At 69.2% G+C, this 17217-nt stretch carries 15 protein-coding genes, 2 tRNA genes and 1 other RNA gene; 9 read left to right on the plus strand and 9 right to left on the minus strand.

What is annotated here, in order from left to right:
* Positions 1-11: 11 nt before the first annotated feature.
* From ACH413_RS17575 to ACH413_RS17585, 3 genes are read right to left on the minus strand one after another with little or no spacing between them, the layout of a single operon-like run.
* Complete coding sequence (locus tag ACH413_RS17575; RefSeq protein ID WP_360047913.1) at positions 12-1556, minus strand: hypothetical protein; 1545 nt, start codon at positions 1554-1556, stop codon at positions 12-14.
* Between the two features lie 9 nt (positions 1557-1565).
* On the minus strand, positions 1566-2513 hold the full coding sequence (locus ACH413_RS17580; RefSeq protein WP_360047911.1) for a prephenate dehydrogenase: 948 nt from the start codon (positions 2511-2513) through the stop codon (positions 1566-1568).
* Positions 2514-2538: 25 nt separating this feature from the next.
* Positions 2539-3744, minus strand: coding sequence for a M20 family metallopeptidase (locus tag ACH413_RS17585; RefSeq protein WP_360047910.1), 1206 nt, complete (start codon positions 3742-3744; stop codon positions 2539-2541).
* A gap of 60 nt (positions 3745-3804) precedes the next feature.
* Here ACH413_RS17585 and ACH413_RS17590 point away from each other — a divergent pair, with 60 nt between their 5' ends.
* From ACH413_RS17590 to ACH413_RS17600, 3 genes are all read left to right on the plus strand, one after another.
* Positions 3805-4293: a tRNA adenosine deaminase-associated protein gene (locus ACH413_RS17590; RefSeq protein WP_360047908.1), complete on the plus strand. Its 489-nt coding sequence runs from the start codon at positions 3805-3807 to the stop codon at positions 4291-4293.
* Between the two features lie 14 nt (positions 4294-4307).
* Positions 4308-4739, plus strand: a complete 432-nt coding sequence (locus tag ACH413_RS17595; RefSeq protein WP_360048017.1) for a nucleoside deaminase — start codon at positions 4308-4310, stop codon at positions 4737-4739.
* 32 nt (positions 4740-4771) lie between these two features.
* A tRNA-Ser gene (locus ACH413_RS17600) sits at positions 4772-4856 on the plus strand.
* A 43-nt stretch (positions 4857-4899) separates the two neighbouring features.
* Here the strand turns inward: ACH413_RS17600 and ACH413_RS17605 are convergent.
* Together ACH413_RS17605 and ACH413_RS17610 are read right to left on the minus strand one after the other, a co-directional pair.
* A complete protein-coding gene (locus tag ACH413_RS17605; protein WP_360047906.1) occupies positions 4900-5670 on the minus strand; it encodes a maleylpyruvate isomerase family mycothiol-dependent enzyme in 771 nt (256 codons plus the stop codon).
* A gap of 2 nt (positions 5671-5672) precedes the next feature.
* Positions 5673-6446, minus strand: a complete 774-nt coding sequence (locus ACH413_RS17610) for a maleylpyruvate isomerase family mycothiol-dependent enzyme (RefSeq protein WP_360047905.1) — start codon at positions 6444-6446, stop codon at positions 5673-5675.
* Positions 6447-6645: 199 nt separating this feature from the next.
* Here ACH413_RS17610 and ACH413_RS17615 point away from each other — a divergent pair, with 199 nt between their 5' ends.
* The gene (locus tag ACH413_RS17615) at positions 6646-9084 is read left to right on the plus strand and encodes an endonuclease/exonuclease/phosphatase family protein (RefSeq protein ID WP_360047904.1); all 2439 of its coding nucleotides are present in this window, start codon (positions 6646-6648) and stop codon (positions 9082-9084) included.
* 20 nt (positions 9085-9104) lie between these two features.
* Here the strand turns inward: ACH413_RS17615 and ACH413_RS17620 are convergent, their stop codons facing one another.
* The 3 genes from ACH413_RS17620 to ACH413_RS17630 form a co-directional block, all read right to left on the minus strand.
* Positions 9105-9752 (minus strand): GPP34 family phosphoprotein, encoded by a 648-nt coding sequence (locus tag ACH413_RS17620; RefSeq protein ID WP_360047902.1) that lies wholly within the window; start codon positions 9750-9752, stop codon positions 9105-9107.
* Positions 9752-10411 carry a GPP34 family phosphoprotein gene (locus ACH413_RS17625; RefSeq protein WP_360047901.1) on the minus strand — a complete coding sequence of 220 codons (660 nt, stop codon included), beginning with the start codon at positions 10409-10411 and terminating at the stop codon, positions 9752-9754. The genes ACH413_RS17620 and ACH413_RS17625 overlap by 1 nt, the downstream gene beginning before the upstream one ends.
* Before the next feature lie 62 nt (positions 10412-10473).
* Positions 10474-10558, minus strand: a tRNA-Ser gene (locus tag ACH413_RS17630).
* Between the two features lie 130 nt (positions 10559-10688).
* Between ACH413_RS17630 and ACH413_RS17635 the strand changes: the two genes are divergently transcribed.
* Genes ACH413_RS17635 through ACH413_RS17645 form a run of 3 tightly spaced genes read left to right on the plus strand, consistent with a single transcriptional unit; the run spans position 10689 to position 12782 of the window.
* Complete coding sequence (locus ACH413_RS17635; protein ID WP_360047899.1) at positions 10689-11027, plus strand: YciI family protein; 339 nt, start codon at positions 10689-10691, stop codon at positions 11025-11027.
* Positions 11028-11034: 7 nt separating this feature from the next.
* Entirely contained in the window at positions 11035-12213 is a 1179-nt protein-coding gene (locus ACH413_RS17640; RefSeq protein WP_360047898.1) for a sigma-70 family RNA polymerase sigma factor, read from the plus strand.
* On the plus strand, positions 12210-12782 hold the full coding sequence (locus tag ACH413_RS17645) for a maleylpyruvate isomerase family mycothiol-dependent enzyme (RefSeq protein WP_360047896.1): 573 nt from the start codon (positions 12210-12212) through the stop codon (positions 12780-12782). The genes ACH413_RS17640 and ACH413_RS17645 overlap by 4 nt, the downstream gene beginning before the upstream one ends.
* On the opposite strand, the gene ACH413_RS17650 is transcribed toward ACH413_RS17645, so the two are convergent.
* Positions 12779-14515, minus strand: a complete 1737-nt coding sequence (locus ACH413_RS17650) for a beta-N-acetylglucosaminidase domain-containing protein (RefSeq protein WP_360047894.1) — start codon at positions 14513-14515, stop codon at positions 12779-12781. The two genes, ACH413_RS17645 and ACH413_RS17650, sit on opposite strands and share 4 nt — an antisense overlap.
* 115 nt (positions 14516-14630) lie before the next feature.
* Between ACH413_RS17650 and ffs the strand changes: the two genes are divergently transcribed.
* Both ffs and ACH413_RS17660 read left to right on the plus strand, forming a co-directional pair.
* Positions 14631-14727, plus strand: an RNA gene (gene ffs, locus ACH413_RS17655) — signal recognition particle sRNA small type.
* Between the two features lie 30 nt (positions 14728-14757).
* Complete coding sequence (locus ACH413_RS17660) at positions 14758-16824, plus strand: DNA polymerase III subunit gamma and tau (RefSeq protein WP_360047892.1); 2067 nt, start codon at positions 14758-14760, stop codon at positions 16822-16824.
* Positions 16825-17217: the final 393 nt, after the last annotated feature.

Raw genomic sequence — 17217 nt, forward strand, 5'->3', positions numbered from 1 at the left:
CGCTAAGGCGTTCACCCCAGCTCGAACACGGTTTCCGCGATAACGGGTTCGCCACCGTCCGCCGGAAGGACGCTGAGCTTGAGCCGAGCGTGCGCAGCGGGGGTCAGCGTCCTGGTGTCGAGCCAGAACTCGTGCCTGCCGGGAACGCCGGGCCCCTGCTCGTTGGTGGGCAGCGAGACGATCCGCTTGCCGTCGAGTTCGAGCTCGATCCCGCGGTGCCCGATGGCGTTGACCTCGGCCGTGATCAGGACGCGTCCCTTGCCGGGCAACGGTTGCGGGGGCTTGGTGCCGTCCTCGTGCATGACGTGCAACCGTGGCGCGCCGGTCTTGATGCCGCCGGGCCGGTCCGCGAGCCGGGGGAGCGTGCCGGGGCGGCTCTCGGGCTTGCGGATGACGACGAGCTGGGCTTCCTGGGCAGCGACTTTGCCTGCGCTGACCGGCAGTTCGGTGACCGTGACCTGGCCCGCGTCCGGTTTGACGAGCTTCGCCGCCACGGCGTCCTGCGGGAGTTCGACGTCCTTGTCCAGCGGGATGACCTCGGTGGGCACGACGCGTTCCGGCACGCCCCCGACGCCGAACGCGTCCAGGAAGCCGCCGCCGTCGATGCGGATTCGCGGGTGCACCAGCGGTTCCCTGATCGCGACCGGTTCGTAGGCGACCACGACGCCGTCCCGCAGCGCGACCACGGCCTCCGGCAGCACCCGCATCTCCCAGCGGTGCCGCACACCGGCGGTCAGCCCGGTCATCGGTGCGTCTCCCAGGTCGATCTGCTTGCCGGTGCGGGGAAGGTCGGGGTCGGCGACGATCCGCGTGCCCTGCGTCGTGATGTCGAGGCTGACCGCGCCCTTCGGCTGCGCGTCGGTCTCCTTCAGGTACTGCCACGGATCGGGCAGCAAGGTCAGCCGCACGTGACTCGACTCGACCGCGCCCGCGACGCTGATGATCGCCCGGCCGGTCGCGCCGTCACTCGCAGGCACTCCGAACCGGATCGGGGTGTTGCTCTGGAAGGCGGCCATCGGGCAGTCGACGTCGATGCGCTTGCTCTGCCCGAACGGCCGGAGCCCCAGGCACTCCGGTTCCGCCTCGACCCGCCACTTCCGCGGATCGAGTGCCTCCGGGCCGTCGAACCTGTCCGCCTGGCCGACGAGCTGGTCCTCCCACTTGCCGTTGTAGACGTCCTTGGGAGTCGCGGCGATCTTGAGCGGCTCACTGCGCTTGCCGGTCGCGCTGACCGCCCGGATCTCGACCTCGGTCTGCGTGTCGGGACTCAGGTTCGGCAGCTCGACCTCGGGACCGGGCACGAGCTGCTCGTTGCCGTTCCAGCGCACCTCGTAGGCGGGCGCCGACCCGTTCCACGCGATCTGCAGCGCGTCCACGTCCAGCGCCTGAGCCCTGGCGTTGGACGGTTTCATCGGCTCCTGGAGCGCGACGACCTCGACACCGTCAGCCGTTTCCTTCTTGAGTGTGTCCGGCGCGTCACCGGCCCGGAGCGCCACAACCGCGGCCACGACGAGCGCGAGTCCACCGAGTCCGCCGGCGAGCGTCCGTCGATCCACTCGGCGACCCTACGACGTTTCCGCTTGCGCGGTGCTGCCGTTCAGCCCAACCACACGTCCGCCACGAGACCCAAGGTTCCGCAACGCCGCCAGTGCTCCCGGCTTGGTCAGATCGATCGTGATCTTCGTCCGCTGTGGCTGGTTGACCAGCACGTTCCGGCCTTCGTGTCCGGCCTCGATGGTCTTCGCGAGACCCCCGGTGGACGCCAGCGAACCTCTCGCCGCGCCGAGCCTGCCGAGCGCGTCGTCGACGGCCATCAGCAGCGCGTCCCGGTTCCCCTCGCACATCGCCCTGACGAGCTCCGGCCTGCTGCCCGCGACCCGCGTGCCGTCCCCGAAACTGCCCGCCGCGAGCGCCATGGCGAGCGGCCCGCCATCGGCCCCGACCGCGGCCAGGATCGCCGCCATGATGTGCGGCAGGTGACTGATCCGCGCCACCGCCTCGTCGTGCTCCTCCGGCGTCGTCGGCACCACGTGCGCGCCGAGGTCGAGCGCGAGCTGGATGACGTCGTTGAGGTGGTCGTCGGCCTCCTCGGGCGTGACGACCCAGGCGGCGTTCTCGAAGAGCGTCCTGCTGCCGGCACCCCACCCGCTCTTGCTGGTGCCGGCCATCGGGTGCCCGCCGACGAAGCGCACGTCCGGCGCGTGCCGGTGCACGGCGTCGTGCACGGGCCCCTTGACGCTGGTCACGTCCGTGAGCCGGGTGCCGGTGGGGATCTTGCGCAGCAGGTCGGGCAGCGCGGGCATCGGCACGGCGAGCACGACGAGCGCCTCGGGGTTCCGGCTGAGGGCCTCGTCCACACTCACGATGTCGAAGCCCTCAGCGCGCGCGTTGTCCGCGTCCTCTTTGCTCGCCGTCGCACCCCACACCGTGCGCCCGGCAGCCTTGGCGGCTCGCAGCACGGAGCCGCCGATCAGTCCCAGTCCGATCACGCACACGTCTCGCACGGCGCCCATCATTCCGTGCGACGCGTACCTGTAACTAGCGGAGGGCGTCCAGCGCGAACGCCGCGTACATCGCCACCCCGTGCTCCATGGCGGCCTCGTCGAACAGCACCCGGTTCGAGTGGTTCGGCGCGGCCTCCTCCAGGTCGACGCCCCGCGGGCAGGCCCCGAGGAAAGCCAGCGCGCCGGGAACCCGCTGCAACACGTAGGAGAAGTCCTCCGCGCCCATCAGCGGATCCTGCATCGGCTCGCTCCACGAGGCACCCATCGCCGTGGCCGCCAGGTCCACCACGTGCTGCCCGACGACGTCGTCGTTCACCGTCACCGGATATCCCGGCACGATGCTGACCTCGGCATGGCACCCGTAAGCAGCGGCCGTGTGCTTGATGGCCTGCTTGAGCTCCTTGTGCACGAGCGCGCGCGTCTCCTCCGACAGGGTCCTGATCGTCCCGTCGAGGGTCGCGACCTCGGGGATGATGTTCGTCGTGGTGCCCGCGTGGATCTGCGCGACGGTCACCACCGCGGGCTGGTGGACGCTCACCCGCCGCCCGAGCATCGTCTGGATGGCCCCGACCATCGCGGCCGCGGCGGGCACCGGGTCCAGTGCGTTGTGCGGCATCGCGCCGTGACCGCCGCGACCCTTCACGTGCACGTGGAACGAGTCCGCGGAGGCCATCATCGGGCCTGGGCGGCACGTCACCACGCCCGACTTCATCGTGGACGTGATGTGCAGTGCGAACGCCTTCTCCACGCCGTCGTCGAGCAGGCCCTCGTCGATCATGTGCCGGGCGCCGTGGTGGCCCTCCTCGCCCGGCTGGAACATGAACAGCACGCGGCCCTTGAGCGAGTCACGCCGGTCCGCCAGCAGCCGGGCGGAGGCGGCCAGCATCGCCACGTGCGTGTCGTGACCGCAGGCGTGCATGTTGCCGTCCACTTCGGACGCGAACGGCAGGCCCGTCTCCTCCTGGAGAGGCAGGCCGTCCATGTCGCCGCGCAGCAGCACCGTCGGGCCCGGCTGGTCGCCCTCGAGCACCGCCACGACCGAGGTCGACGACTCGCCCTTCGTGACCTTGACAGGCAACCCCTCCAGCGCGTGCAGGATGGCGGCCTGCGTCTTGGGGAGGTGAAGTCCCTGTTCAGGGTGCCGGTGGATCTGACGGCGCAGCGCCACCGTGCGGGGCTGGAGCGAACGAGCCCCTTCGAGCAATCCGGCGAGACGGGGGTCCGGCGTAGTTGTGCTCATCTACCGATGGTGCCACCACCTCGGCTACCGGGAAGGTCGTCTGGGCCCTACGGTGTGCACATGACACAGCAGGAGCCGGTCAACGGCTTCGCGGTCGCGGTCGTCCGAGAGGACGGCCGCTGGCGGTGCAGCAGGATGGACAGCTCCGCGCTGTCGGAGCTGGACGCGGCTATCACGGAGCTGCGCCAACTGAGGTCGACAGGAGCTGTGTTCGGTCTCCTCGCCGTCGACGACGAGTTCTTCATCATCCTGCGTCCCGTGCCGGGTGGCGTCGCCCTGCTGCTGTCCGACGCGGCCGCCGCGCTCGACTACGACATCGCGGCCGACGTCCTCGACCTCCTCCGCGTCGAACCACCGGACGAAGAGGACAACGAACTCTGGCCGGAAGGCGACCTCGGCGTCCTGACCGACCTCGGCATGCCCTCGCACGAACTCCAGATCATCGTCGACGAGGTCGACCTCTACCCGGACGAGCAGCTCCAGATGATCGCCCAGCGCATCGGCTTCATCGACGAGTTCACGAAGCTGCTCGACACGATCCAAGCGTGATCTCCGCAGAGGACATGGTCAGAGCGGCCCTTCGCGCGGCCGCGAACGCCGGCACGGACGTCCCGATCGGCGCCGTCGTCTTCGCACCGGACGGCTCCGTGCTCGCCGAGGCCTGCAACGCCCGCGAAGCCCTGGGCGACCCGACCGCACACGCCGAGATCCTGGCGCTGCGGGAAGCCGCGTCGAAGTACGGCGACGGCTGGCGGCTCGACGGCTGCACGATCGCGGTGACGTTGGAACCCTGCACGATGTGCGCCGGCGCCTTGGTGCTTGCCCGTGTTTCGCGTCTCGTCTTCGGCGCCTGGGAGCCCAAAACCGGGGCTGTGGCGTCGTTGTGGGACGTCGTGCGCGACCGCCGGCTCAACCACCGGCCGGAGGTGCAGGGCGGTGTGCTGGAGGAGGAGTGCGCTGACCTGCTCGAACGCTTCTTCCGGACCCAGCGTTAAGCCAGTCGCGCGGGCTGTGTATTGTTCTTATCGGTGGCGTGTCCGAGCGGCCGAAGGAGCACGCCTCGAAAGCGTGTGAGGTGAAAGCCTCCGTGGGTTCAAATCCCACCGCCACCGCTGTTGAAGGGCCCCGGAGCGATCCGGGGCCCTTCTTGCGTCTTCAGAACCTCATCGCGTCCAGGAACTTCGCCAGCAACCCGGCGTCCCCGGTCACCTCAAGACCTTCCGGCCCACGCCGTTGGTACAGCGCCAGCACGATGTCCATCACCGGTCCGCGCACCGCCACCGACCACTTCTCCTCCTCGTCCGTCACCCGAGGCGCGGACCCGCGGAGATCGACCGTCCAGGTCTGCAGGGTGTCCGTCGCCTCGAAGTACAGGGCGCCGGAACCGAGCAGTTCGGCCGCGGCCGGCCGCAGGTCGAAGATGATCTCCGAGATGGTGGTCATCCACTCGAACAAGGTGTCGTAGGCGACCCGCTCGTCCACCTCGAACGGCAGACCGAGCGCGTCAAAGGCGTCCCAGCGGTGGATCACCGTCTCGTGCGCCATCCGCCTCGACCAGAAGTCCGGCCCCGGTCGGCCCGGCCGCAGGACCGCGATCATCTCCCGCCGGTCGACGGGCAGCATCGTGTCCGAGATCAGTGATGCGCCCTCGATCAGCCACGGGCCCAGTTCCGCGACCGTCTCGCCGGCGTACTCGGAGACCGAGTGCGCTTTGCTGAACGACCTGTCGATCTCCGGGAACCGCTGCCCGACCATCTGCGCGACCCAGCGGTGCGCATAGCCGACGTGGCGCAGCAACTGGTTGAGCGTCCAGTTCGGGGTGGCCGGCACCGGAACCGAGAGGTCGGCGCCTTCCAGTCCGGTGACCAGCAGCGACGTCTCGGAAACGATGACGGCCAGACGTTCCTGGTAGCTCAGCGACCCCATGGTCAAAAACGTACGCGGTCCAGCACCAGGTCGAGCAGCGCCGCGTCCCCGAACACCTCCAGCCCCTCCACCGAACGACGCCGGTACACGGTCAGCACCAGCTCGACCAACGGCCCGCGCAACGCCACCGCGGCCTTCTCGTGCCCCTCCCGCACCACGGGCGACGGGCCCGTGAGATCGATCACGAACTCGGCCTCGGCATCGGTCGCGTGCAGGTGCACGGTGTGGCCGGGGCCGAGCAGCGGCGCGGTCTCGGCGGGCCAGCGCAGGAACGCGTATGGCAGGGCCAGCGCGGTCCACTCCGACAGCGTGTCGTGGGCGACCTCCAGGTCCAGTTCGAACGGCGCGCCCAGTGCGTTCGCGACGTCCCAGCGGTGCAGCACCGTCTCGTGCGTCATCCGGCGTGACCACACGCGGGGACCGGGGTGACCGGCCAGCGGCGCGATCATCTCGTTCGGGTCGACCTCGCTGAGCACCTCGGACAGGGAGGCGGCGCCCTCCGTCAGCCAGGGGACCAGCACGGACGCGGACTCACCCACATACGAGGACAGGAGCTGGGCGCCGTTGCGGGAGTAGTCGATCTCCGGCAACCTCTCGCGGAGCATCACGTCGGCCCAGCGGTGCGCGTGGCCGACGTGGCGGAGCAGTTGGTTGAGCGTCCAGTCCGGGGTCGAGGGCACCTGAATGCCCAGGTCGGCGCCGTCCAGGGACGAAGTCAGCAGCGAAGTCTGGTGGATGATCTCGGCGCAGCGACGCTCGTAGCTCAGCATCTTCATGGTCTCAACGTAGGGACGTCGGCCGGTGCCTGGGAGGGGCCCACCGGCCGACGTTCCGAAATGGAGCCTACACCATGATCGAACACTTGTTCGAGTGATCATTGATGGGCCAACCGGTTAACCGTTAGTAACAACGGCTACCAAAGCTCACTCGATCGGGGAAAGATGCGTCGGTCCGCCGCATCCCCTGGAGGAAGTTTTGAGACCCACCCTGCCCGTCGTCGGGACAGCGGTGGCGGCACTCGTGCTCGCCGCCGTCCCCGCCGTCGCCGCACCCAGCACAGACGCGCTGATCTCCGAGGTCTACGGGGGCGGCGGCAACTCCGGCGCCACCCTCAAGCAGGACTTCGTCGAGCTCGCGAACAAGGGCACCACCCCGATCGCGCTCGACGGCTTCAGCGTCCAGTACATCTCGGCCACGCCCGGCGCGAGCACGCAGTGGGGCGTCACCCCGCTGGCCGGTTCGATCGCGCCCGGCAAGACGTTCCTCGTCGCCGAGGCCAAGGGCACCGGCGGCACCGTCGAGCTGCCGACGCCGGACGCCACCGGCACGATCGCCATGAGCGCCACCGGCGGCACCATCGCGCTGGTCAACGGCACCGCGGCGCTGACGTGCAAGACGGCGGCCGACTGCGCCGCCGACACGCGGATCAAGGACCTCGTCGGCTTCGGCACGGCCGTGGTGCGCGAGGCCACCGCGACGGGCGCGCTGAGCAACACCACCTCGGCGTCGCGCAAGACCGGGCTTCCCGACACGGACGACAACTCCGCGGACTTCACCGTCGGCAACCCCACCCCGATCAACTCCAAGGGCGAGACGACCCCGGGAGGCGGCGACCCGGACCCCGACCCGGAGGACCCCACCCCCGGCGACAAGCGCATCCGCGACATCCAGGGTGTCTCGCGCATCTCGCCGCTCAACGGCCAGAAGGTCACCAACGTCCCCGGCGTCGTCACCGGCACGCGCGCCACGGGTGACCGCGGTTTCTGGATCCAGGACACGGCCCCGGACAACGACCCGCGCACCAGCGAGGGCGTCTTCGTCTACACGGCGGGCACCGCGCCGACCGTGGCCGTCGGCGACAGCGTCGTGGTCAGCGGCACGATCGCGGAGTACCGGCCGGGCGGTGAGACGGGCTCCAACCAGACCCTCACCGAGATCACCGCGCCCACCACGATCACGGTCTCCAAGGGCAACCCCGTCCCGGCGCCGGTCGTCGTGAAGAACATCCCGGCCGGCTACCTGCCCGCTCCCGGCGGCAGCATCGAGCAGCTCCCGCTGGAGCCCGCGAAGTACGGCCTCGACTACTTCGAGTCGCTCGAAGGCACGCTCGTCCAGGTCGACGACGCCCGCGTCGTGGGCCCGAGCAACACGTTCGGCGAGGTCTGGGTGACGGTCAACCCCGACCAGAACAAGAACCTGCGCGGCGGCACCACGTACACGAGCTACGACCAGGCCAACAGCGGTCGCTTGAAGATCAAGACCGCGGGCACGCTGCCCGTCTCGAACGTCGGTGACGTGTTCACCGGCGCGACCGTCGGTGCCATCGAGTACACGAACTTCGGCGGCTACACGCTGGCGGCGCTGAACCTCGGCACCCACGCGTCGTCCAACCTGCAGCGCGAGATCACCGCGCAGCAGAAGGAGTCCGAGCTCTCGGTCGCGACCTACAACGTCGAGAACCTCGACCCGTCCGACCCGCAGGAGAAGTTCGACCGGCTCGCCGAGGGCGTCACGACGAACCTGCGCAGCCCGGACGTCGTTGTGCTGGAAGAGATCCAGGACAACAACGGCGCGACCAACGACGGTGTCGTCGCGGCGGACCAGACGCTGCAGAAGTTCTCCGACACGATCTTCGCCAAGGGCGGCCCGCGCTACCAGTGGCGGGAGATCGACCCGGAGAACCTCAAGGACGGCGGCGAGCCCGGCGGCAACATCCGCGTCGGCTTCTTCTTCAACCCGCAGCGAGTGTCCTTCGTGGACCGTCCCGGCGGCGACTTCAAGACGCCCGTCCAGGTCGTGAAGAAGAACGGCCGCGCGTCGCTTTCCGTGTCACCGGGCCGGATCGACCCGCTCAACGACGCGTGGGCGAACAGCCGCAAGCCGCTCGCCGGCGAGTTCAAGTTCCGCGGCCGCACGGTCTTCGTCGTCGCGAACCACTTCAACTCCAAGGGCGGCGACGAGGCCGTCCACGGCCGCAACCAGCCGCCGAACCGCTCGTCCGAGGTGCAGCGCGCCAAGCAGGCCGCGGCGCTGAAGACGTTCACGGAGCAGATCCGCGCGATCGACAAGGGCGCCAACCTGGTGCTCGCGGGCGACCTGAACGACTACCAGTTCTCGCCCGCCGTCAAGGCCCTCACCGGCGACGGCAACCTCAAGGCGCTGATCGACACGCTGCCCGTGAACGAGCGGTACAGCTACGTCTTCGAGGGCAACTCGCAGACGCTCGACCACCTCGTGATGAGCAAGAACATCACGCGCTTCAGCTACGACGTGGTCCACATCAACGCCGAGTTCGCCGACCAGGCGAGCGACCACGACCCGCAGATCGTCCGCGCCCGCCCGTCCACGGGTGACGCGAACGTCGACAGGATCGTGTTCGCGCTGGAAGACATTCTCGACTGCCTGAAGAAGTGACCAACGCTGCCGTCGCCACGTCATCCGCCACTGGATGACGCGGCGGCGGCAGCTGCCGTTGCGGCACCCACACCGGCCTGGATCGCCTCGATGGCCCTGCGCACGGCGTCACCCGCCCAGTTGCCGGCCGCGATGTCCTTGGCGCGCTTGGTCATGTCGCGCTTGTCGCCCTCGACCACCTTGTGCACGGACTTCACCGCGTACAGCAGCGTGATCAACGACCCGGTGCGCGCATCCGCTCCCCGGTAGCCGTGCGCGACCTCGACGACCGCCTTGCGCACGTCGTTCTGCGCGGCCTCGTCGGTGATCGCGTAGCTCTTCGCCGGGAAGATCCCCATCACCTTCCGCGACCCCACCCGCACGACGCCACGGCCTTCCAGTTGCGCGCCCACGTTGTCCCGCAACCGCTTCCGGATGCGCTCGACCGCGCGCTGCGGCTTCATCGGCTTGTCGAACCGCGTCACCGACTCCTGCAGCACCGGGTCCTTCAGCGGCGTCGGATCGACGATCTGGAGCTTCTTGCCGTTGGGCTCGAACGCGACGCGCCCCGAGTTCACCAGTTCGATGAGCACGGCACCGGCGAGCGCGTTCTCCACCGACGACGAGTCGGCGCGCAGTTTTCCGTTCTGCTCGTTGATGAACAGCAGCATCAGGTCTTCGTGCAACATCAGCTGGAACCCCCTCCGAACGACGTGGCGGCCACTGTCGAGGCCACCATCGTCGCCATGACCGCGGCCTGGACCGCCTCCATCGCCTTCTTCACGGCGACACCGGCCCAGTTCCCCGCGTAGATCTCTTTGGCACGTGCGTTCATCTCGCGCTTGTCGCCGTTGAAGACCTTGTGCAGCCCCTTCACCGCGTACAGCAACGAGATCAGCGCGCCGGTGTGCTCGTCCGGTGCCGTGTACCCCAGCGCCACGTTGCCCACACGGTCACGGATCTCACTGACCGCCTTGTGGTCCTGGATCACGTAGCTCTTGGTGGGGAAGATCCCGAGCATCTTGGTCTTCTCGACCGACAGCACGCCTTGGCCTTCGAGTTGCGCCATCACGTTGTCCCGCACGTGAGTCCGCAGCCGTTCCACTGCCCGTTGCGGTTTCATGGGCTTGTTGAGGCGCGTCAACGACTCCTGCAGGAACGCGTTGGTCAGCGGCGCGGGGTCGACGACGGCGAGCTTCCTGCCGTCCGGCTCGAACGCGACCCGCCCGGACCTGACCAGTTCCAGCAGGACGGCGCCGGCGAGAGCGTTGTGGATCGCCGTCGAGTCCATGAGCACGCGGCCGTCTTCCTCGTCGAGGAACAGCAGCATCAGGTCTTCGGGCAGCATCATGCAACGTTAACGCGCGAAGGGCGCCGAACGTTGAAGTTCGGCGCCCTTCGCAGCGAGAGCGGAGGATACGGGATTTGAACCCGTGAGGGGGTGAACCCAACACGATTTCCAGTCGTGCGCACTAGGCCGCTATGCGAATCCTCCGTCGAGAACCTTACCGGACGGGTGTTCCGGAGCCCAAAACGGGGGTCGCCGGAAAAAGTTCGAGGCCCGTGTCGATCTGGCGGTGGCCCGATCGTCGTGATCCCGTAAGACCGGACCGAGGAGGGCATTCGTGAAGTACATGCTGTTGATCTACGCGGCCTCTGACCAGCAGGCGAGCTGCACCGTGCAGGACTGGATCGCCTACGAGAAGGAGATGAAGGACGCGGGCGTCCTGGTCTCCGGGCACTCGCTGGCCGACCTGGTCACGGCGACCACCGTCCAGGTCGGACAGGACGGGAGGCGCACCGTCACCGACGGGCCGTTCGCCGAGACCCGCGAGGTGCTGGGCGGCTACGACATCATCGACGTGCCGGACCTCGACGCGGCGCTGGAGTGGGCCGCGAAGTGTCCCGGCTCGCGGGACGGCGGGGCTGTCGTCGTCCGGCCCATCGCCGAGTTCGACTTCTGATCCTGCGATGAACGTCGAGCAGGTGTTCCGGGAGGAGCGCGGCAGGCTGCTCGCCATCTTGGTCAAGCGGTTCGGCGACCTCGACCTGGCCGAGGAGGTCACCTCCGACGCGATCGAGGCGGCGCTGAGGCACTGGCCGGTGGACGGGGTGCCGGACCGGCCCGGCGCGTGGTTGCTCACGACCGCGCGCCGCAAGGCCGTCGACCGCCTGCGGCGCGACCAGGTCTACGCGGCGCGGCTGGCGTTGCTGCAGGTGGAGGTCGATCGGGCCGATCCTCCCGTGGCCGACCCGATGCCGGACGAGCGGCTGGAGCTGTTCTTCACGTGCGCGCACCCCGCGTTGCCTGAGGAGGACAGGGGAGCGCTGACGCTGCGCTGCCTGGCCGGCTTCACGACGCCGGAGGTCGCGCGGGCCTACCTGGTGCCGGTCCCGACCATGCAGCAACGGATCGTGCGCGCCAAGAAGAAGATCAAGGAGGCGCGCATCCCGTTCCGCGTGCCGGATGCGCACGAACTGCCGGAACGCCTGCCGGGCGTGCTGCAGGCCGTCTACTCGATCTTCACCGAGGGGTACGCGGCCCAGCGCGCCGATCTTGCGGAGGAGGCCATCAGGCTGGCCAGGATCCTGCACGGCCTGCTGCCGGAACGCGAGGTCACGGGGCTGCTGGCGTTGATGCTGCTGATCCACGCCCGCCGTGACGCCCGCGCCGAACTGCTGGAGGACCAGGACCGCGCGCTCTGGGACCGCGACCTGATCGACGAGGGCAGCGCACTGGCAGAACGAGCGCTCACGGGCGGATACGGCCCTTATGGCGTGCAGGCGGCGATCAACGCGCTGCACGACGAGGCGCCGGACTTCGCGAGCACCGACTGGCCGCAGATCGTGGCGCTCTACGACGTGCTCGGGAAACTCAGCCCGTCGCCGGTGGTCACGCTGAACAGGGCAGCCGCGATCGCAATGCGGGACGGGGCGGCGGCCGGGCTCGCGTTGCTCGACGAGCTCGCCGGTGTGCCCAAGCTCCGCGACTACCACCCGTACCGGGCGGCCCGCGCGGACCTGCTGCACCGCCTGGGCCGTGACGACGAGGCCGCCCAGGCCTACCGCGAGGCCATCGCGCTCGCGGGCACCGAATCCGAACAGGACTTCCTGCGCCGCAGGCTGGCCGTCATCGAGGGGCGATCATGATCATGAAATGGCTGGAGGCGGAACGGTTGAGCGTCGCCGCCCTCCTCGACGACCTGAGCGACGACGAGTGGCGGCGCGAGACCCTCTGCACCGGCTGGAGCATGCAGGAGATGGCCGCGCACCTGACCACGTCGACGCGCACCCGTTGGCGGGACGTGCTCATCGGCGTGGTGAAGGCGCGCTTCGACTGGGAGCGCATGGAGGACGACAAGGCCCGCACGATCGCGGCGAAGTTCACTCGATCGGAGTTGATCGCGCAGATCCGCGAGACGGCCGGCTCGTCGAAGCGTGCGCCCATGGCCGCGCCGATCGATCCGTTGGTCGACTTCCTCGTGCACGGTCAGGACATCGCACGGCCGTTGGGACGCGTCCGGGAGATGCCGCTCGAACCGGCCCAGGCCGCGCTGGAGCACGTGTTGAAGAGTCCGTTCTGGGGTGCGCGCAAGCGTTTCCGCGAGTCGGGCATCCCGGACCTGCCCGCCCCTGACCTGCTGATGCTGGCCACGGGACGCGAGTTGCCCACAGGTGTGGATGGTTCGGTGGACAACTCGAACACACGTTCGATCTAGAGTCTGGGTGCCGCGGCGAGGAACTTGTCGAGGGTCCCGTCGCCCAGCTTCAGGTTCTTGTCGAGCTGCTTCACGAGCTCTGCCGACTCGGTGAACCGCTCGCGCCTGCCGTCCAGTCCGTCCGCCGTCGCCTGCAACGCCCTGCCGTACAGCTCGGTCTGGGCGAGCCAGGGTTCGGAGTCCGTGGCGAACCCCTTGTCCACCCGTTCCCTGATCGTCTTCGGGGCACCGGCGAGCACGTTCGCGTAGGTGCGCAGGTCGGCGACGGCGGCCTTCTTGTCACCGGCCTTCCACCTGTCCTGGAACTCCCTGAGCTCGGCGGCGAGCCTCGGTGCCGTCCACGAGCTCATGTCGAAGAACGCCAGCAGCGCCGTCCGCACCTGCTCGTCACCGCCGGCGAGGAGGTTCGCGTAGCCGAGTTCGGCCGCGTCCTCGTCGTACATGGCGTCGTTCCAGGCGTAGTCGGCCATCTCGAACATCGCGACGCGGCTCGCGTAGGCCTGGCTCATCGGGTTGGAGAGCAGGCCGACGACGCTGAGCCCCGGTTCGCGGCCGGAGTACGAGCCGAGCAGCAGCCGTCCCCTGGCGTCCGGGTAGTCGGCGACGGGGTAGTTGTCCCAGATCAGGGTCTTGCGGCCCCACAGTTGCTCGGCGCGCCTCGAGTGGTCCCTGGTGATCGTCGTGGGGATGACGGCGGTGCCGGTCCACATGACCACGACGGACTTGTCGAGGTTGTCGCGGAAGACCCTCTTGTAGGGGGTCTGGTTGATGTCGCCGTACTCGGTGAGGACGGTGATCAACGGCCCGGAGCCCGGCAGCTGGTCGCGGATGGTCTGCGCGGTGTCGTTGAGCAGGTCGTTCTGCGCGCGGGCCGCGTTCTCCTGGTTGGGCGGACCGTAGGTGTCGCGGTCCTCCTGGCAGTTCCACTTGGCGTAGTCGATGTCGTCCAGGAGCAGCGCGAACGACCTGATGCCCGCGCCGTGCAGCTGGGTGAGCTTGGCCTGGATGGCGTCGCGGTCGGCGTCCTTCGAGTAGCAGATCGACAGGCCGGGAGCGAGCGAGTAGGTGAACTTCACGTGCCCGGCGGCGGCGCGTTTGGCCAGCTCGGCGATCTGCGCGAGGCGATCTTCCGGGTAGGGGTCGCGCCAGCGGTCGCGGTGGAACGGGTCGTCCTTCGGCGCGTACACGTAGGAGTTGAACTTGACCGTCGCGGCGAAGTCGAGCTGGGCCTGCTGCTCGGCGTAGGTCCACTGCCGTCCGTAGAAGCCCTCGACGATCCCGCGCTGCGGCAGCGACGGCCGGTCGTCGATCTTCACGCCCGCGAGCTTGCCCTGCCGCACCAGCTGGCGGAGGGTCTGCGCGGCGTAGAACGCACCCGCGGAGTCCGCGCTCGACACGCTGACCTCGGTCGACCCGACGGTGATCCGGTAGGCCTCCGCGGACAGCGCCTTGTCGGTGCTGAACCGGATCTTCAGCGCGGCGCCGCCGGTGCCGCCCGCGAGCGCCTTCTCGACGATCTGCTTCGTGGTGGCCTCGACGTCACCCTCGATGGTCACGGAGGCGGGGATCGGTACGTCCGCAGTCACTCGTTCGAGTGTCTGAGGCGTCGGCCACACCGTCACGTCGGTCGCGCGGTTCGGCACCGCGTCACCCTTGGAGCGATAGATCAGGACCCCGGCGACGGCGGTCGCGGCCACGACGATCACGGCCACCACGAGGCCCGTTCTGCGCATGTCGATCAGTGTGCAGGAGCCGTGTCCGGTAAGTGTGTGGCCGGTTGTCCACAGCTGGGGACAACACTGTGGGCAACTCGAACGTTTGTTCGATCAGGACCCTTCGCTACACTTGCGTCGGACCTCGTGCGGCACACATCTCGCGAACCTCCCCAGGGCCGGAAGGCAGCAAGGATAAGCGGGCTCTGGTGGGTGCACGGGGTCCCCTTTTTGTGTCGGTGGCCACCGGTACTGTTCCGGGCGTGGCGCTCGCTCTGTATCGCAAGTACCGTCCGGCCACGTTCTCCGAGGTCGTTGGCCAGGAGCACGTGACCGATCCGCTGCGCGTCGCTTTGTCGGCAGGCCGGGTGAACCACGCGTACCTGTTCAGTGGCCCGCGCGGCTGCGGCAAGACGTCGTCGGCCCGCATCCTCGCCCGCTCGCTGAACTGCGTGAAGGGCCCGACGCCCGACCCGTGCGGCGAGTGCAACAGCTGCATCGGCCTCGCGCCGAACGGCACCGGCAGCGTCGACGTCGTGGAACTGGACGCGGCCTCGCACGGCGGTGTGGAAGACGCCCGCGACCTCCGCGACAAGGCCTTCTACGCCCCGGCGGAGTCGAAGTACCGCGTCTTCATCATCGACGAGGCGCACATGGTCACCACGCAGGGCTTCAACGCCCTGCTGAAGATCGTGGAAGAGCCGCCGGAGCACCTGATCTTCATCTTCGCGACGACCGAGCCGGACAAGGTCCTCCCGACGATCCGCTCGCGCACGCACCACTACCCGTTCCGCCTGATCCCGCCCGGCGTCATGCGCACCCTGCTGGAACGCAACTGCGCCGCGGAAGGCGTGGCCGTAGAACCGTCGGTCTTCCCGCTGGTGATCCGCGCGGGCGGCGGCTCGGCCCGAGACACCCAGTCCGTGATGGACCAGCTCCTCTCCGGCGCGGGCGAGGACGGCGTCAAGTACGAGCGAGCCATCTCACTCCTGGGCGTAACCGACTCGGCCCTGATCAACGACGTCGTAGACGGCCTCTCCGCAGGCGACGGCGCAGCCGTCTACGGCACCATCGACCGCCTGGTAGACGCAGGCCACGACCCCCGCCGCTTCGCCTCGGACCTCCTCGACCGCCTCCGCGACCTGGTCCTGCTCTGCGCGGTCCCCGACGCCGCAGAACGCAACCTGGTCAGCGCCCCGGACGACGAAGTGGCCACGATGTCGGCCCAGGCAGAACGAATCGGCCCAGCGGCCCTCACCCGCTACGCCGAGATCGTCCACGCCGGCCTGGTCGACATGCGAGGAGCCACTGCCCCGCGCCTCCTGCTGGAGCTACTCGTCTCCCGCATGCTCCTGCCGTCGGTGAGCCAGTCGGAAGCCGCCCTCCTCCAACGCTTGGAACAGCTGGAACGCCGCCCTCCAGCCACAATCGCAGCGGCCCCGGGCGAAGCCCCGGCTCAGCCAGGCGCCCCAGTCTTCACCCGCAGGTCCCAGCAACCGGCGGAACCAGAACAACCAAGGCAGCAGGAACCACCGCGCGCCGAGCCCCCGGCTCCGGTCCAGCCCGCAGCAGCCGTCGCCCCCACTCCGGCACCGGTCGCGGCACCGACGCCAACCCCGACTCCCGCTCCTGTTGCCGTGCAGGCCCCTGCGCCCGCCGCCTCCGCCGCCTCCGCAGCCCCGGCACCTGTCGCGCCCGTGGCACCCCCGCAGCCAGCGGCTTCGTCGGCCGGCGGAGCCATGGACGCGACGGCGGTCCGCCGAATCTGGTCCGAACTGCTGGCCGCGGTCCGAGCGACGAGCCGAAGCACCGAGGCGATGCTGACCAACGCCATGGTCAGCGAGGTAGACGGCAACGTAGTCACGATCACCCACACCTCGGCCCCACTGGCCCGCCGCCTGGCCGAATCCCGCAACACCGAGGCCATCGCCACGGCCCTGTCGTCAGTACTGGGTGGCACCTGGCAGGTCCGCTGCACCCACGGCACCCCAGGCGCGGCCGCACAACAATCAACCCCGGCCAAGGCGGCCCGCCCAGCCCCAACCCGCCCAAGCCAGGCCCAGAACAACCAACAGTCCCGCCCCCAACCAGAACCACAACAAAACCAGGCCCCGCGCCAGCCGATGGACGACGTCCCACCCCCGCCGGAGCCCCCGGAGCCCGACGACCCCCTCCCGCCGGAACCGGACGACGAAGAGGCAATGCTGGCCGAGGCCGCCCGCCCGGCAGACCCGGACAAGGTGAACGAGGTCCAGGCCAAGGACCCGGAGTCGGTAATGCTCCAACTCCTGGCCGACGAACTAGGCGCCCGCCCACTGAAGAAGGCCTAACCGCCCACGCCTAACCGCCCACGCCTGATCGCCCACGCCTGATCGCCCGCATGCCGGGCGCAGGGTGCCTCAGCGCGGACTCGGAGGGCATGCTCGCGCAGGGGTCCCCTTCGAAGTTGGATCCCCCGCGACCCAACTTAGCGACGAGGTCTGACACTCCCGCGAAGCCAAAGTGGCGGGACCGTCAGGCGGACGGGCGAGGCGGGACGGGACAGGCAGGGCGGGACAGGCGGGGCGGGTGAGGGTGGACAGCCCGAGCGCGCGGTCACGGCAAGCGCCCAATCATCCGCGATGCCGCAGGCGAGCCGTCCTTACCGTGCGGTCTGGGTGGGGTGGCTTCGTCACGAGTCGTGCCATAGCTCTTGCTGCAGCCAGGAAGGGATGTCAACTCGA

Origin of the sequence: Lentzea sp. NPDC020367, from assembly GCF_044387305.1 — a bacterium.
GTDB lineage: Bacteria > Actinomycetota > Actinomycetes > Mycobacteriales > Pseudonocardiaceae > Lentzea.